This window comes from Pseudomonas sp. B21128 (assembly GCF_044218865.1).
GTDB classification, from domain to species: Bacteria; Pseudomonadota; Gammaproteobacteria; order Pseudomonadales; family Pseudomonadaceae; genus Aquipseudomonas; species Aquipseudomonas iridis.
In genome coordinates this window covers 1,072,797-1,086,239 of record NZ_CP162590.1, presented here as the reverse complement: position 1 = coordinate 1,086,239, position 13,443 = coordinate 1,072,797, and the positions used below count along the sequence as shown (strand labels likewise).

Below are 13,443 nucleotides of genomic sequence, written 5' to 3'. Positions count from 1 at the left end.
GCGTCATTGTCTTCTTACGTCATTTCCGATTCTCCTGGAGCAAAACATGACCCAGACTTCGAACACTTCCGATCTGCGTAATGGCCCTGACGCCAACGGCCTGTTTGGCTCGTTCGGTGGCCGCTATGTGGCTGAAACCCTGATGCCGTTGATCCTCGAGCTGGCCCGCGAATACGAGACAGCCAAGGAAGACCCTGCCTTTAAAGAAGAATTGGCCTACTTCCAGCGCGACTACGTCGGACGTCCGAGCCCGCTGTATTACGCAGAGCGTCTGACCGAGTTCTGTGGTGGCGCCAAGATCTACCTCAAGCGCGAAGAGCTGAACCACACCGGCGCGCACAAGATCAATAACTGCATCGGCCAGATTCTGCTGGCGCGGCGCATGGGCAAAAAACGCATCATCGCCGAGACGGGCGCTGGCATGCACGGCGTGGCGACTGCCACCGTGGCCGCACGTTTCGGTCTGGACTGCGTGATCTACATGGGCACCACCGACATCGAACGCCAACAGGCCAACGTGTTTCGCATGAAGTTGCTGGGCGCCGAAGTGATCCCGGTAGTGGCCGGCACTGGCACCCTGAAAGATGCGATGAACGAAGCGCTGCGTGACTGGGTGACCAATGTCGACAGCACCTTCTACCTGATCGGCACCGTGGCTGGCCCGCACCCGTATCCAGCGATGGTTCGCGACTTCCAGGCCGTGATCGGCAAGGAAACCCGTGACCAACTGCAAGCGCAGGAAGGTCGTCTGCCGGACAGCCTGGTCGCGTGCATCGGCGGCGGCTCCAACGCCATGGGCCTGTTCCACCCGTTCCTTGATGACAAAAGCGTTGAGATTATCGGTGTTGAGGCGGCCGGCTACGGCATTGAAACCGGCAAGCACGCGGCCAGCCTGAATGGCGGCGTACCGGGTGTGTTGCACGGCAACCGTACTTTCCTGTTGCAGGACGATGACGGCCAGATCATCGACGCTCACTCGATTTCCGCCGGCCTCGATTACCCGGGTATCGGTCCCGAACACGCCTGGTTGCATGACATCGGCCGCGTCCAGTACACCTCGGTGACCGACGACGAAGCCCTCGACGCATTCCACAAATGCTGCCGCCTGGAAGGGATTATTCCTGCCCTGGAAAGCGCCCACGCGCTGGCCGAAGTATTCAAACGCGCACCGACCCTGCCCAAGGATCACCTGATGGTGATCAACCTTTCGGGCCGTGGCGACAAAGACATGCAGACCGTTATGCATCATATGGAACAGTCCAAGCAGGAGAAACACTGATGAGCCGCCTGCAAACCCGTTTTGCCGAACTCAAACAACAGAATCGCGCCGCGCTGGTGACCTTCGTCACCGCCGGTGATCCGGATTACGACACTTCGCTGGCGATCCTCAAAGGCTTGCCGAAGGCCGGCGCCGACGTGATTGAGTTGGGCATGCCGTTCACCGATCCGATGGCTGACGGCCCGGCGATTCAACTGGCGAACATCCGCGCCTTGGGCGCCAAGCAGAACCTGCTGAAAACCCTGCAAATGGTTCGCGAGTTCCGCGAAGACAACAGCGACACACCGCTGGTGCTGATGGGCTACTACAACCCGATCCACAAGTTTGGTGTCGAGCATTTCATTGCGCAGGCCAAAGAGGCCGGCGTCGACGGCCTGATCGTTGTCGACATGCCGCCGGAGCACAACGAAGAACTGTGCGACCCGGCGCAGGCTGCCGGTCTGGATTTCATCCGTCTGACTACGCCGACCACCGACGACGCGCGTTTGCCGAAGGTTCTCAACGGCAGTTCCGGTTTTGTGTACTACGTGTCTGTTGCCGGTGTCACCGGTGCCGGCGCCGCGACGCTGGAGCACGTCGAAGAGGCGGTCACTCGTCTGCGCCGCCACACCGATCTGCCGATCAGCATTGGTTTCGGTATCCGCACGCCAGAGCAGGCCGCCGCGATTGCGCGTCTGGCTGACGGGGTTGTGGTGGGTTCGGCGTTGATCGATCACATCGCCAATGCCCAGACGCCGGATCAGGCCATCGACGGTGTATTGAGCCTGTGCTCGGCACTGGCAGAGGGCGTGCGGAAGGCTCGCGCCAGCTAAAGGTAGAGTTCCTGATTCACAGGAATGAGTGCTTGGGCACCGAGGTTCCGGATTAATCGTTAGTCAGTCAAAGATCGCAGCCCGCGGCAGCGCCTACATGTGACTTCTGTAGGAATTGCCGGGGGCTGCGATCTTTTGCCTTTACGGCAGCTCCAGCCCGCCGGACGCCTTGTGCAATTTGCGCAAGTGCTCGCCGATCTGTTTCACGTTGGCCTCACTGGCGGCAATTTCGGCGGCGCGCTTGGGTTCCAGCAACTTACGCACTTCCTTGTCCAGATCGCCGCTGAGTAACAGCAGCTTCTTCTGCCGCTGGCTGCTTTCCGCTTCCAGTCGGCTGAACTCGCTGGGTTGCGGCAAACCGTAGCCTTTCGAATCCAGCAGTTCCGCTGGACGACTGAGGAACCCACTGTTGGCGAGGATTTCCTGCAAGGTCGCATTGGCCTTGTCCATTCCGCCATTTTCCAGTTCTCGTGCACCGAGGTAACGCTGTTTGACCTCGTCCTGCGCGAGCAACAACTGGCGCCGGAAACTGGCCTGCTCCAGCAGCAACAGCGCGGCGCTGGTGCGCAGGTCGGCGCGATCGAACCATTCGCGGCGTTCTTCAGCCGACAGCGAAAGCCACTCCTCGACAGTGTTCTGTTTGATCGGCAGTTGCTTCTTCAGCACATCGAACATCGCCTGGTAGCGATCGCGGAACGAGTCGAAGCGATAGCCCAGACGCAGCGCTTCTTTCGGATCATCCAGCACGCTCGTATCGGCCAGACCGCGGCCCTTGAGCACTTCCAGCAGACCGTTGGGCATGATGCTGTCGAGGCCGGTGAGTTGCGCGTTGTTGCTGCCGCTGCGCAACAGTTTCAAGCCTTCCACCGCGCAGTTGTTAGACAGGAAGAAATAGTTGCCGTCATAGCTCCAATGCATCTCGGCGGCATGTTCGACCACGCCTTCGATCTCGCTGCGCGACAGATTCAGCGGTACCGAGGCGAGGCTGCGCAGTTCGGTCTTGGTGTACTCGTCGATCACCTGCGCCAACGGCAGGACGAACAGCCGCGACGGGTATTTGCCGACCAGTCCGTCCCAACTCGACAGCTGCACGTCACCCACAAAGGCGCGGTAGGACAGCACCAGATGTTGATCCAGATCGAGCCGGCAATCCGGGCCGCGCGGGCGACCCGGTGCACAGATCACCAGACGCAACATGCTGTGACCCCAGCGGCTGACCCAGTTCTGATTGGCTTCGGCCAGTAAGTAATCGACGGCGTAGACACGTTCCGGATCGACTTGCCCCAATGGTTGCTTGGCGAAGTCGTTGCCGGCGTTCAGAAACGCAAAGGTCTTGGCGCAGGAATTCGGGGCCGGTGGCGCCCAGCCGAAGTGATCCTTGTAGTAGCGATACAGCGCCGGGCGGCGGCACGCGTAGCTCGGGTCGAGCAGGAAGTACTCCATGTTGACCGCGACGAACTCCTTGGGGCTGGAAATTTCGTACAGGTCGGGGCTGCGGGCAATCTGTCGGTTGTGTTGCTCGCGCTCGCCGCGACGGCCGACGTATTGCGGCCAGCCGGCGAGGTCGAGCAATCGCGGGTCATCACTCAGGGTGAAACGGCGCCCGTTCTGGCCACGGCACTCATCGGGAATGCCGATCAGCCCGGCACTGTTGAAGCGCCGGGTGCAGCGCTGGATCAGCGTGCGTTCTGCGTTTGGCCAGAGGCGTGCGCGGTCATAAATGTGGGTAATTTCGTGCAGCACCGTGGCGAGCAGTTCCTGGCGCACAGTGCCGTGGGGGCGATGGGTCTTCTCTTTGGCCGCGCTGCCGTCGGTGAGACTGGCGAGCAATTTGCGGTTCAGATCGAGTTCGGCGACCAGGGTTGCCTGGCCATAGGCATTGCCGGGCATGTCATCGGTCCAGCCGACATCGATGCGCCGATCCAGCCGTTCGACAAAACTCGGCGGCAACGCCTGCATGGCTTCATCGATCAGCGCCTGGCTGGCCTGTTGCTGGGCGGGGCTCAGACCGTCGGTCTTGAGCCGCAATTGCAGGCCGGCGTGGGCGCTGTTGCCAAGCAGCAACAACGCCCCGGCCAATAGCCAGGCGCCAAGTGACTTCACAGTGCGAGGATGGCTTCGGCGAGAACCTGATCGCTGGCGTCGCGAGCTTCCGGCACGCGTGTGCGCAAGGTGTTGAGGGCGGCTTCCAGGTGTGCGCCACGGATATCACCGTTGCTGGCGACAAAGCTGGCGGCGTCGTCGTGGGCTTCGCGGATGATTTTCGAGTCGCGAATCGACGTGGTGGTATCGGACGTGAAATCGATGGTGCGCTGGGAGGCACGAACGATGATGTTACTGGTGGCTACCAGGGTGTGCGCCTGGGCCAGGTCGGCCAACAAAAACAGGCCAAGGGCGGCAGCAATCAGCGGGCTACGCATGGAACGACTCCGAAGGGCAAAGTTAACAAGGGACTGGGTTAACTATTGGACGAGAATTGCCTCTGCCAGTTCAAGGTCGCTGGCATGAAGTTTCGGCCGGGTTTTACGCAGGTAGTGCAGTGCGGATTCCAGTTGAGCGCCGCGTAATTCACCGTCGCTGGCAACAAATACCGCCGCATCATCGTGAGCGACGAGCAGCAGTTTACGGTCGAACGGCGCGGAAGACACCATGCCGGTCGCCCAGACGCTCACCACGGCGTTTTGCGTGGAGACGTCGAAGGCGTTAGCCGAGGTCGTCCAGCAAGCAGTTAACAATACGCAAGGGATCAGGATTTTTTGAATAAAAGGCATGGGACTCGGCAACTGTTGGCGAGCCGTAAGGCTAGCGCAACGCCCGGGCTAGAGCCAGCGCCGAAATATCGGGACACGACCGGCGTGCCCCGCCATGCCGCGACTGCTTTAGATAGTCAGAATGGCCTGGGCCAGCTGAGCGTCGGTGGCTTGCAATTGTGGCGCCTGATGACGGATGTGATCCAGCGCGCTTTCCAGTTTCACGCCTCGGATGTCGCCTTGGCTGGCGACGAAGCTGGCTGCGTCGTCACGGGCAGCGAGCACGATCTTGTCGTCACGGAAGGAAGAGGTGACGTCAGAAGTCGCGTCGGAGGAGGCTTTCAGGGCGCCGACAATCGAGTCGGTGGTCACGATGAAGCTGGTAGCGCTGGCGTTGGCAGCTACGGCCAACAGGGCAGCGGCGCTGAGCATGCGAAGACGGGTCATGGGATAACTCCTGTGGATAAACCGTATAGAGAGGTGGCTCGGTATCTGAGGAGTCAGACGCCATCGGCACAGCATTCGCCACGTACTGAATGGATATTAGGCTGGTACGCGCAATTCGCCCAGTGGTCAGAATACTGGCTCCTGCGGAACACTTTTAACTGTACCTACGAAAATCCATAAATCAAAAACTGTACTTGTTTTGATCTCGAAGCGTCTGCTCTGCGGTTTTGATGCCACCAGAACGACAAAACCCGTCGTGGTTTCCCACGACGGGTTTTGTTGTATTCAATTCGGGTTGCTGGCGGTGGGTCTAACGACCAGAGCCAGCGACGCTGTTTAGCGCCAGAACGGCTTGCTCAGCTCTTCGTAGCGTTGTGCTTCGCTGATACCGGCGTCAGCCAGCAGACGCGAATCCAGACGGGCCAATTGGTGGCGGCTGGAGATGCGGCGCTGCCACAACATCAGGTTGGCGAGAACGCGCAAAGGCATGGAAGCCTGGGTTTTTGCAGCTTTGTCTTCGAAGAACAGTTCGGAACTGAGTGTACGTTCCATGGTTGACATCCTTCCGCTTGTGGCGGGATCAGGTAGTGGTTTGACTGGTTCCCATGATCCTCTCGTTTGCCTAGTCTCACTAGATACAGTTCAGCTGTATTGTGAGTGACCAGTTAACTGTTTAATCATGGTGTACGGGTCGAAATTAGGCAAACTGTACCTGTCCGCACTTAAGTGGTGCGTTTTTGCCGGTTTCGCCAGAAAGTGTGAGTATTTGCTGTAGGAAAAGACCGGTACAGCAGTACAGTTTTTGACGGTATCGAGGATTTCTGAATACCGCCGACGCAAACTGTGTTTGCGTCGACGGAACATCTGTGTGAATTACACGGCCAGCATCCGCCCGGTTTCTTCCAGATTGATGTGCCAGCTCAACGCTTCACGCAGGATGTGTGGGGTGTGACCACCAATTGCGCAGGCGGCGGTGAAATAGTCATCCAGCGCCTGGCGAAAGTCCGGGTGCACACAATTGTCGATGATCATCCGGGCCCGCTCGCGAGGCGCCAGGCCTCGCAGATCCGCCAGGCCTACTTCGGTTACCAGAATGTCGACATCATGTTCGGTATGGTCAACGTGGCTGACCATCGGCACGACGCTGGAAATCGCGCCGCCCTTGGCAATCGACTTCGTCACGAACACCGCCAGATGCGCGTTGCGCGCGAAATCGCCGGAGCCGCCGATGCCGTTCATCATCCGCGTGCCGCAGACGTGGGTAGAGTTGACGTTGCCGTAGATGTCGAACTCCAGCGCCGTGTTGATGCCGATAATCCCCAGGCGCCGCACGACTTCCGGGTGGTTGGAGATTTCCTGTGGACGCAGCACCAGTTTGTCCTTGTACTTCTCCAGGTTGCCGAACACGTCGCTGTTGCGCCGCTCCGACAGCGTGATCGAGCTGCCCGAAGCGAAGCTGAGCTTGCCGGCATCGATCAGGTCGAACGTCGAGTCCTGCAGCACTTCGGAGTACATGGTCAGGTCTTCAAACGGCGAGTCGATCAGGCCGCACATCACCGCGTTGGCGATGTTGCCAATCCCGGCCTGCAGCGGGCCGAGCTTGTTGGTCATGCGCCCGGCGTCGACTTCCTGCTTGAAGAAAGTGATCAGGTGATCGGCGATGGCGTTGGTGTCGACATCCGGCGACGAAACGGTGGACGGTGAGTCCGGTTGCTGGGTGATGACGATGGCGACGATCTTCTCCGGTGGAATCGGGATCGCGGTGCTACCGATGCGGTCGTCGACCTTCACCAGCGGAATCGGCGTACGCGTCGGACGATACGTCGGGATATAGATGTCGTGCAGACCTTCGAGGTTGGCGTTATGCGCCAGATTGATCTCGACGATCACCTGTTTGGCGAAAATCGCGAAGCTCGCCGAGTTGCCCACCGAAGTGGTCGGCACAATATGGCCCTGCTCGGTGATGGCCACGGCTTCGATGACCGCGATGTCCGGGAGCTTCAGTTGCTGGTTGCGCAGTTGCTCGACGGTTTCCGACAGATGCTGGTCAATGAACATCACTTGCCCGGCGTTGATCGCCTTGCGCAAGGTGCTGTCGACCTGGAACGGCATGCGCCGCGACAGCACGCCGGCTTCGGTCAGTCGCTTGTCGAGGTCATTGCCCAGGCTGGCGCCCGTCATCAGGCTGATCTTCAGCGGCGTGACCTTGGCCCGCTCGGCCAGTGCATGAGGGACGGCCTTGGCTTCGCCGGCGCGGGTGAAGCCGCTCATGCCGACGGTCATGCCGTCCTCAATCAGAGCAGCAGCGTCGGCGGCGCTCATCACTTTGTCCAACAACGAAGGCAGGCGAATACGGTCACGGTACATGTATTTTTATCTCGGGCAGCGAGTAGCAGGATGCGCAGTCTAGTGAATTTGGCTGATGCCTGTCCCGCTACCAAGGTCGCAAAAGAGGCGTCTATTGCGCGGGTTTCAAGTAAAACATCGTTACCGGATCTGCAACAACGCGGCATATTGTCCGACTGTTTGCGCAAACAAAAACGCCCCGACAGGTCGGGGCGTTTGGTGCAGCAGGCGAAAGTTACTCGACGGCTTTAACCATGTCTTCGATGACTTTCTTCGCGTCACCGAACACCATCATGGTCTTGTCCAGGTAGAACAGTTCGTTGTCCAGACCGGCATAGCCGCTGGCCATCGAGCGCTTGTTGACGATGATGGTCTTGGCCTTGAACGCTTCGAGAATCGGCATACCGGCAATCGGCGATTTCGGATCGTTCTTGGCGGCCGGGTTGACCACGTCGTTCGCGCCGAGCACCAGCACCACATCGGCCTGACCGAACTCGGAGTTGATGTCTTCCATCTCGAACACTTGGTCGTACGGCACTTCGGCTTCGGCCAGCAGTACGTTCATGTGCCCCGGCATCCGCCCGGCCACTGGGTGGATCGCGTATTTCACGGTCACGCCACGGTGGGTCAGCTTCTCGGTCAGCTCTTTCAGTGCATGCTGCGCACGGGCTACCGCCAGGCCGTAGCCCGGAACGATGATCACGGTGTCGGCGTTGGTCAACAGGAACGTCGCGTCGTCAGCCGAGCCGGATTTCACCGGACGTGCTTCTTTTGCACCGGCCGGGCCAGCGTCAACCGTATTGCCGAAACCACCGAGCAATACGTTGAAGAAGGAACGGTTCATCGCCTTGCACATGATGTACGAGAGGATCGCCCCGCTCGAACCGACGAGCGAGCCGGCAATGATCAGCATCGAGTTGTTCAGCGAGAAACCGATACCCGCTGCCGCCCAGCCCGAATAGCTGTTGAGCATCGACACCACCACCGGCATGTCGGCACCGCCGATCGGGATGATGATCAGCACGCCCATCACGAACGCCAGCGCCAGCATCAGCGCAAACGCGGTGAGGTTGCCGGTGAACATAAAGGTCAAACCGAGTGCCAGTGTCGCCAGACCCAGCACCGCGTTGAGCTTGTGCTGACCGCTGAACTGTACCGGTGCGCCTTGAAACAGACGGAACTTGTACTTGCCCGAGAGCTTGCCGAAGGCGATCACCGAACCGGAGAAGGTGATGGCACCAATCGCCGCGCCGAGGAACAGTTCCAGACGGTTACCCGCCGGGATCGCGTCGCCCAGTTGCTTGACGATGCCCAGCGACTGCGGCTCAACCACGGCAGCAATGGCGATGAACACCGCTGCCAGGCCGATCATGCTGTGCATGAAGGCGACCAGTTCCGGCATTTTGGTCATTTCAACACGCTTGGCCATGATCGAACCGGCGGTACCGCCGACCAGCAGGCCGACGATCACATAACCGATACCAGCAGTGGCCAGCTCAGCGCCGAGCTTATAGATGAGGCCTACAGTAGTGATGATCGCCAGACCCATGCCGAGCATGCCGAACAGATTGCCGCGGCGTGACGTGGTTGGGTGCGACAAGCCTTTGAGGGCCTGGATGAAACAGATCGACGCGATCAGATAAAGCGTCGTGACGAGATTCATGCTCATTACTTCGGCGCCTCTTCTTTTACTTTCGGGGCTTTCTTCTTGAACATCTCAAGCATGCGGCGGGTGACCAGGAAGCCACCGAACACATTGACTGCGGCCAGCGCCACGGCGAGGGTGCCCATGGTCTTGCCCAGCGGGGTGACCGTCAGGGCAGCGGCCAGCATCGCGCCGACGATCACGATCGCCGAGATGGCGTTGGTCACCGCCATCAACGGCGTGTGCAGTGCAGGTGTAACGTTCCAGACCACGTGATAACCGACATAAATCGCCAGCACGAAGATGATCAGGTTGTAGATACCGGGGGAGATAAGCTCTTCCATCGTCTGAATCCCTGCTTAGGCGTTTTTGCGGATGACTTGGCCGTCGCGGCACATCAGGCACGCGGCGACGATGTCGTCTTCGAGGTTGACGTCGAACTGGCCTTCTTTAGTGAAGACCAGCTTCAGGAAGTCCAGCAGGTTGCGGGCATACAGCGCCGAAGCGTCTGCGGCGACTTCACCGGCCAGATTGGTCGGGCCGGCGATAGTCACGCCGTTCTCGATCACGACCTGGTCGGCCACGGTCAACGGGCAGTTACCGCCCTGCGCAGCTGCGAGGTCAATGACCACCGAGCCCGGTTTCATTTGCGCCACGGTGTCCGCACTCAACAGCGTCGGTGCCTTGCGGCCCGGGATCAGCGCGGTAGTGATGACGATGTCAGCCTGCTTAGCGCGTTCATGCACGGCCTGGGCCTGACGCTGCATCCAGCTCGCCGGCATCGGCCGCGCGTAACCGCCGACACCGACGGCGCATTCGCGCTCTTCATCGGTCTCGTAAGGCACGTCGACGAATTTGGCGCCGAGGGATTCGATCTGTTCCTTCACCGCCGGACGCACGTCGGACGCTTCGATGACTGCACCCAGACGTTTCGCCGTAGCAATCGCCTGCAACCCGGCCACGCCTGCGCCGAGAATCAGCACGCGCGCCGCTTTCACAGTGCCCGCAGCGGTCATCAGCATCGGCATGAAGCGCGGATAGTAGTGAGCGGCCAGCAACACAGCCTTATAGCCGGCAATGTTCGCCTGTGACGACAACACATCGAGACTTTGCGCCCGCGACGTGCGCGGCGCTGCTTCCAGGGCGAATGCGGTAATCCCGCACTCGGCCATTTTGGCGATGGTGTCGTTGTTGAACGGGTTGAGCATGCCAACCAGCACCGCACCGCGCTTGATCAGCGTCAGTTCGGCATCGCTTGGGGCGACCACTTTGAGAATCAGCTCGGCGCCAAACGCATCATTGGCACTGCCAATGGTTGCGCCTGCCGCTTCATAAGCACTGTCGACAACGCTGGCTTTAACGCCGGCGCCGGTTTGCACAGTGACCTTATGACCTTGGCTGATCAGCTTTTTAATGGTTTCCGGGGTTGCAGCAACCCGTGTTTCACCGGTCTGGGTTTCGAGAGGAACACCAATGTGCACGTCAAATCTCCTGCGTGATCTTATTGAGTAAACCCAGGCACTTCGGATGGTGCGACTGGGGCGGCCGATCAGCACGATCCCGCTAAATCAGGGCGGGGCGCGGCATTTTGCAGGCGAACTTTATGCCCTTCAAGGGATTATGACGGGTGACGGAAAATTAACTACAAGTCATGCCGTGACCGAATGTCGCACGTGACTGGCTCAATCCCTTGCAGGCCGCGCCTTACAAGGATTCTGGACGAATTTGAAGATTTATCTCATCGGTGACGTGAATGGACCGTAATGAGTCGCGAATGAAGGCTCAAAGCCACGCCAGCAGGCGCTTGTGGGACGTCTGTACGACTTTCGGATACAGTCATTGAAAATGCGACAAATACTTATATCTGTAGTGCTTTGATTTTTCTGACTACGAGGTCAGTCAACGCTGTGAGTCGCTACCCTTCTAGGCTGTAGCTATGCGCCTGGTTCACCAACCAGTCGCGAAATGCCTTCAGGGACGCCGATTCGACCTTTCGCTCGGGAATCATCAGGTAATACGCCTTGATGCTGGACAGTGCCTGGGGGTTGGCAATCACCAGGCGCTTCTCGGCCAATTCGCGCTGAATCAGGAACGGCGGGATCAGCGCAATGCCCATGTCGTGCATGGCTGCCTGCGCCAGCATGGAGAATAGTTCATAGCGCGGCCCTGTCATGTCGCGGGGGATATTCAGATGTTGCGAGTTGAACCACTGGCGCCAAGCATAGGGGCGGGTGGTCTGCTGCAAGAGCGGCAGCTCGGCAACCTCCTGCGCTGTCAGCCTTGTCTTGCTGCCGAGTAGGGCGGGGCTGCACACGGGCATCGGATTTTCGCCCATCAGTCTGTGGGACTCGGTACCGGACCAATCGGCATCGCCGAAGTAGATGGCGGCATCGAAGTCGGTGTCGGCGAACAGGAATGGCCGCGTGCGGTTAGTCAGGTTGACGGTGACTTCCGGATGCTTGAGCTGGAAATCTTTCAAGCGTGGCAGCAGCCATTGCGTGCCGAAGGTCGGCACCACCGCCAGTTCGATCACATTGGCGCCTTGCTGGCCCATCACCGACAGCGTGTCGCGCTCGACTGCATCGAGTTGGGTGGCCACCCGACGGCTGTAGGAAAGTCCTGCTTCGGTCAGCTTTACCCCGCGTCGCGAGCGTCGGAACAGTTCCACGCTGAGGAACTCCTCAAGGCTGGCGATCTGTCGGCAAATGGCGCCTTGGGTGATGGAAAGTTCTTCGGCAGCCTTGGTAAAACTCTCGTGTCGAGCGGCAGCCTCAAAACTGATCAGAGCGGTTGTGCTGGGGATCTTCCTGCGCATGTACTTCAACCTCACTAATACGTTGCTTAAAAGGCTATGGGCGTTGTTTCGGAGTGAGAAATTAGCACAACAGAATGCGAAATCCTCGTTTGCCGCGACCGCGAACCGCGCCTAGGATCAATGCCACGTTAATTCACCGATTTACGAGGGCACACTCATGGGCGGTAAAGCTAGCTTCAACTGGATCGATCCCCTGCTGCTGGATCAACAGCTCACCGAAGAAGAGCGCATGATCCGCGACACTGCCGAGCAGTTCGCTCAGCAGAAGCTCGCGCCGCGTGTCCTCGAAGCTTTCCGCCATGAGAAGACCGATCCGGCAATCTTCCGCGAAATGGGTGAAGTCGGCCTGTTAGGCGCGACCATTCCTGAGCAGTACGGTGGCAGTGGCCTCAACTATGTCAGCTACGGCCTGATTGCCCGTGAAGTGGAGCGTGTCGACTCCGGCTATCGCTCGATGATGAGCGTGCAGTCCTCGCTGGTCATGGTGCCGATCAACGAATTCGGCACCGAAGCGCAGAAACAGAAATACCTGCCGAAACTGGCTTCCGGCGAATGGATCGGCTGCTTCGGTCTGACCGAGCCAAACCACGGTTCCGACCCTGGCGCGATGATTACTCGTGCACGCAAAGTCGACGGAGGCTACAGCCTGGCCGGCGCGAAGACGTGGATTACCAACAGCCCGATTGCCGATGTGTTTGTGGTTTGGGCCAAGGACGATGCCGGCGACATCCGTGGCTTCGTGCTGGAGAAAGGCTGGAAAGGCCTGAGCGCTCCGGCGATTCACGGCAAAGTCGGTCTGCGCGCATCGATCACCGGTGAGATCGTCATGGACAACGTATTCGTGCCGGAAGAGAACATCTTCCCTGACGTGCGTGGTCTCAAAGGTCCGTTCACCTGCCTCAACTCCGCACGCTACGGCATTTCTTGGGGTGCGCTGGGCGCTGCCGAGTTCTGCTGGCACACCGCTCGCCAATACACGCTGGACCGCATGCAGTTCGGCCGTCCATTGGCCGCTACTCAGCTGATTCAGAAAAAACTGGCGGACATGCAGACCGAGATCACTATGGCCCTGCAAGGTTGCCTGCGTCTGGGTCGCATGAAGGATGAAGGCACGGCTGCGGTCGAAATCACTTCGATCATGAAGCGCAACTCGTGCGGCAAGTCGCTGGATATCGCCCGCATGGCTCGCGACATGCTGGGCGGCAACGGTATCTCCGACGAGTTCGGCGTGGCCCGTCACCTGGTCAACCTGGAAGTGGTGAATACCTATGAAGGTACACACGACGTCCACGCGCTGATCCTCGGTCGCGCGCAAACCGGTCTGCAGGCGTTCTATTAATAGGAGAGCG

Annotated in this window: 13 protein-coding genes; 3 read left to right on the top strand and 10 right to left on the bottom strand. The window is 59.4% G+C overall.

Annotation, left to right across the window (positions count from 1 at the left end; translation table 11 throughout):
* Nucleotides 1-46: 46 nt before the first annotated feature.
* Complete coding sequence (gene trpB / locus AB4P91_RS04650; protein WP_042557000.1) at nucleotides 47-1,279, top strand: tryptophan synthase subunit beta; 1,233 nt, start codon at nucleotides 47-49, stop codon at nucleotides 1,277-1,279.
* Nucleotides 1,279-2,091: a tryptophan synthase subunit alpha gene (gene trpA, locus AB4P91_RS04645; protein WP_150593245.1), complete on the top strand. Its 813-nt coding sequence runs from the start codon at nucleotides 1,279-1,281 to the stop codon at nucleotides 2,089-2,091. Before trpB ends, trpA begins: the two co-directional genes overlap by 1 nt.
* Before the next feature lie 141 nt (nucleotides 2,092-2,232).
* On the opposite strand, the gene AB4P91_RS04640 is transcribed toward trpA, so the two are convergent.
* From AB4P91_RS04640 to AB4P91_RS04595, 10 genes are all read right to left on the bottom strand, one after another.
* Nucleotides 2,233-4,194: a DUF4105 domain-containing protein gene (locus AB4P91_RS04640; RefSeq protein WP_395604405.1), complete on the bottom strand. Its 1,962-nt coding sequence runs from the start codon at nucleotides 4,192-4,194 to the stop codon at nucleotides 2,233-2,235.
* Nucleotides 4,191-4,511, bottom strand: coding sequence for a DUF2388 domain-containing protein (locus AB4P91_RS04635; protein WP_042557003.1), 321 nt, complete (start codon nucleotides 4,509-4,511; stop codon nucleotides 4,191-4,193). The genes AB4P91_RS04640 and AB4P91_RS04635 overlap by 4 nt, the downstream gene beginning before the upstream one ends.
* Before the next feature lie 42 nt (nucleotides 4,512-4,553).
* On the bottom strand, nucleotides 4,554-4,862 hold the full coding sequence (locus tag AB4P91_RS04630; protein ID WP_395604404.1) for a DUF2388 domain-containing protein: 309 nt from the start codon (nucleotides 4,860-4,862) through the stop codon (nucleotides 4,554-4,556).
* Nucleotides 4,863-4,970: 108 nt separating this feature from the next.
* Entirely contained in the window at nucleotides 4,971-5,288 is a 318-nt protein-coding gene (locus AB4P91_RS04625; RefSeq protein ID WP_047299224.1) for a DUF2388 domain-containing protein, read from the bottom strand.
* A 336-nt stretch (nucleotides 5,289-5,624) separates the two neighbouring features.
* On the bottom strand, nucleotides 5,625-5,840 hold the full coding sequence (locus tag AB4P91_RS04620; RefSeq protein ID WP_009041553.1) for a DUF1127 domain-containing protein: 216 nt from the start codon (nucleotides 5,838-5,840) through the stop codon (nucleotides 5,625-5,627).
* A 321-nt stretch (nucleotides 5,841-6,161) separates the two neighbouring features.
* Nucleotides 6,162-7,655, bottom strand: a complete 1,494-nt coding sequence (locus AB4P91_RS04615; protein WP_395604403.1) for an acetyl-CoA hydrolase/transferase family protein — start codon at nucleotides 7,653-7,655, stop codon at nucleotides 6,162-6,164.
* 214 nt (nucleotides 7,656-7,869) lie between these two features.
* Nucleotides 7,870-9,303: an NAD(P)(+) transhydrogenase (Re/Si-specific) subunit beta gene (locus AB4P91_RS04610; protein WP_047299226.1), complete on the bottom strand. Its 1,434-nt coding sequence runs from the start codon at nucleotides 9,301-9,303 to the stop codon at nucleotides 7,870-7,872.
* The gene (locus tag AB4P91_RS04605; protein ID WP_003187417.1) at nucleotides 9,303-9,623 is read right to left on the bottom strand and encodes an NAD(P) transhydrogenase subunit alpha; all 321 of its coding nucleotides are present in this window, start codon (nucleotides 9,621-9,623) and stop codon (nucleotides 9,303-9,305) included. Before AB4P91_RS04605 ends, AB4P91_RS04610 begins: the two co-directional genes overlap by 1 nt.
* Nucleotides 9,624-9,638: 15 nt before the next feature.
* Nucleotides 9,639-10,760: a Re/Si-specific NAD(P)(+) transhydrogenase subunit alpha gene (locus AB4P91_RS04600; RefSeq protein WP_042557008.1), complete on the bottom strand. Its 1,122-nt coding sequence runs from the start codon at nucleotides 10,758-10,760 to the stop codon at nucleotides 9,639-9,641.
* A 434-nt stretch (nucleotides 10,761-11,194) separates the two neighbouring features.
* On the bottom strand, nucleotides 11,195-12,094 hold the full coding sequence (locus tag AB4P91_RS04595; RefSeq protein WP_150688206.1) for a LysR family transcriptional regulator: 900 nt from the start codon (nucleotides 12,092-12,094) through the stop codon (nucleotides 11,195-11,197).
* Between the two features lie 157 nt (nucleotides 12,095-12,251).
* On the opposite strand from AB4P91_RS04595, the gene AB4P91_RS04590 reads away from it, so the two are divergent.
* Nucleotides 12,252-13,433, top strand: a complete 1,182-nt coding sequence (locus AB4P91_RS04590) for an acyl-CoA dehydrogenase (RefSeq protein WP_395604402.1) — start codon at nucleotides 12,252-12,254, stop codon at nucleotides 13,431-13,433.
* Nucleotides 13,434-13,443: the final 10 nt, after the last annotated feature.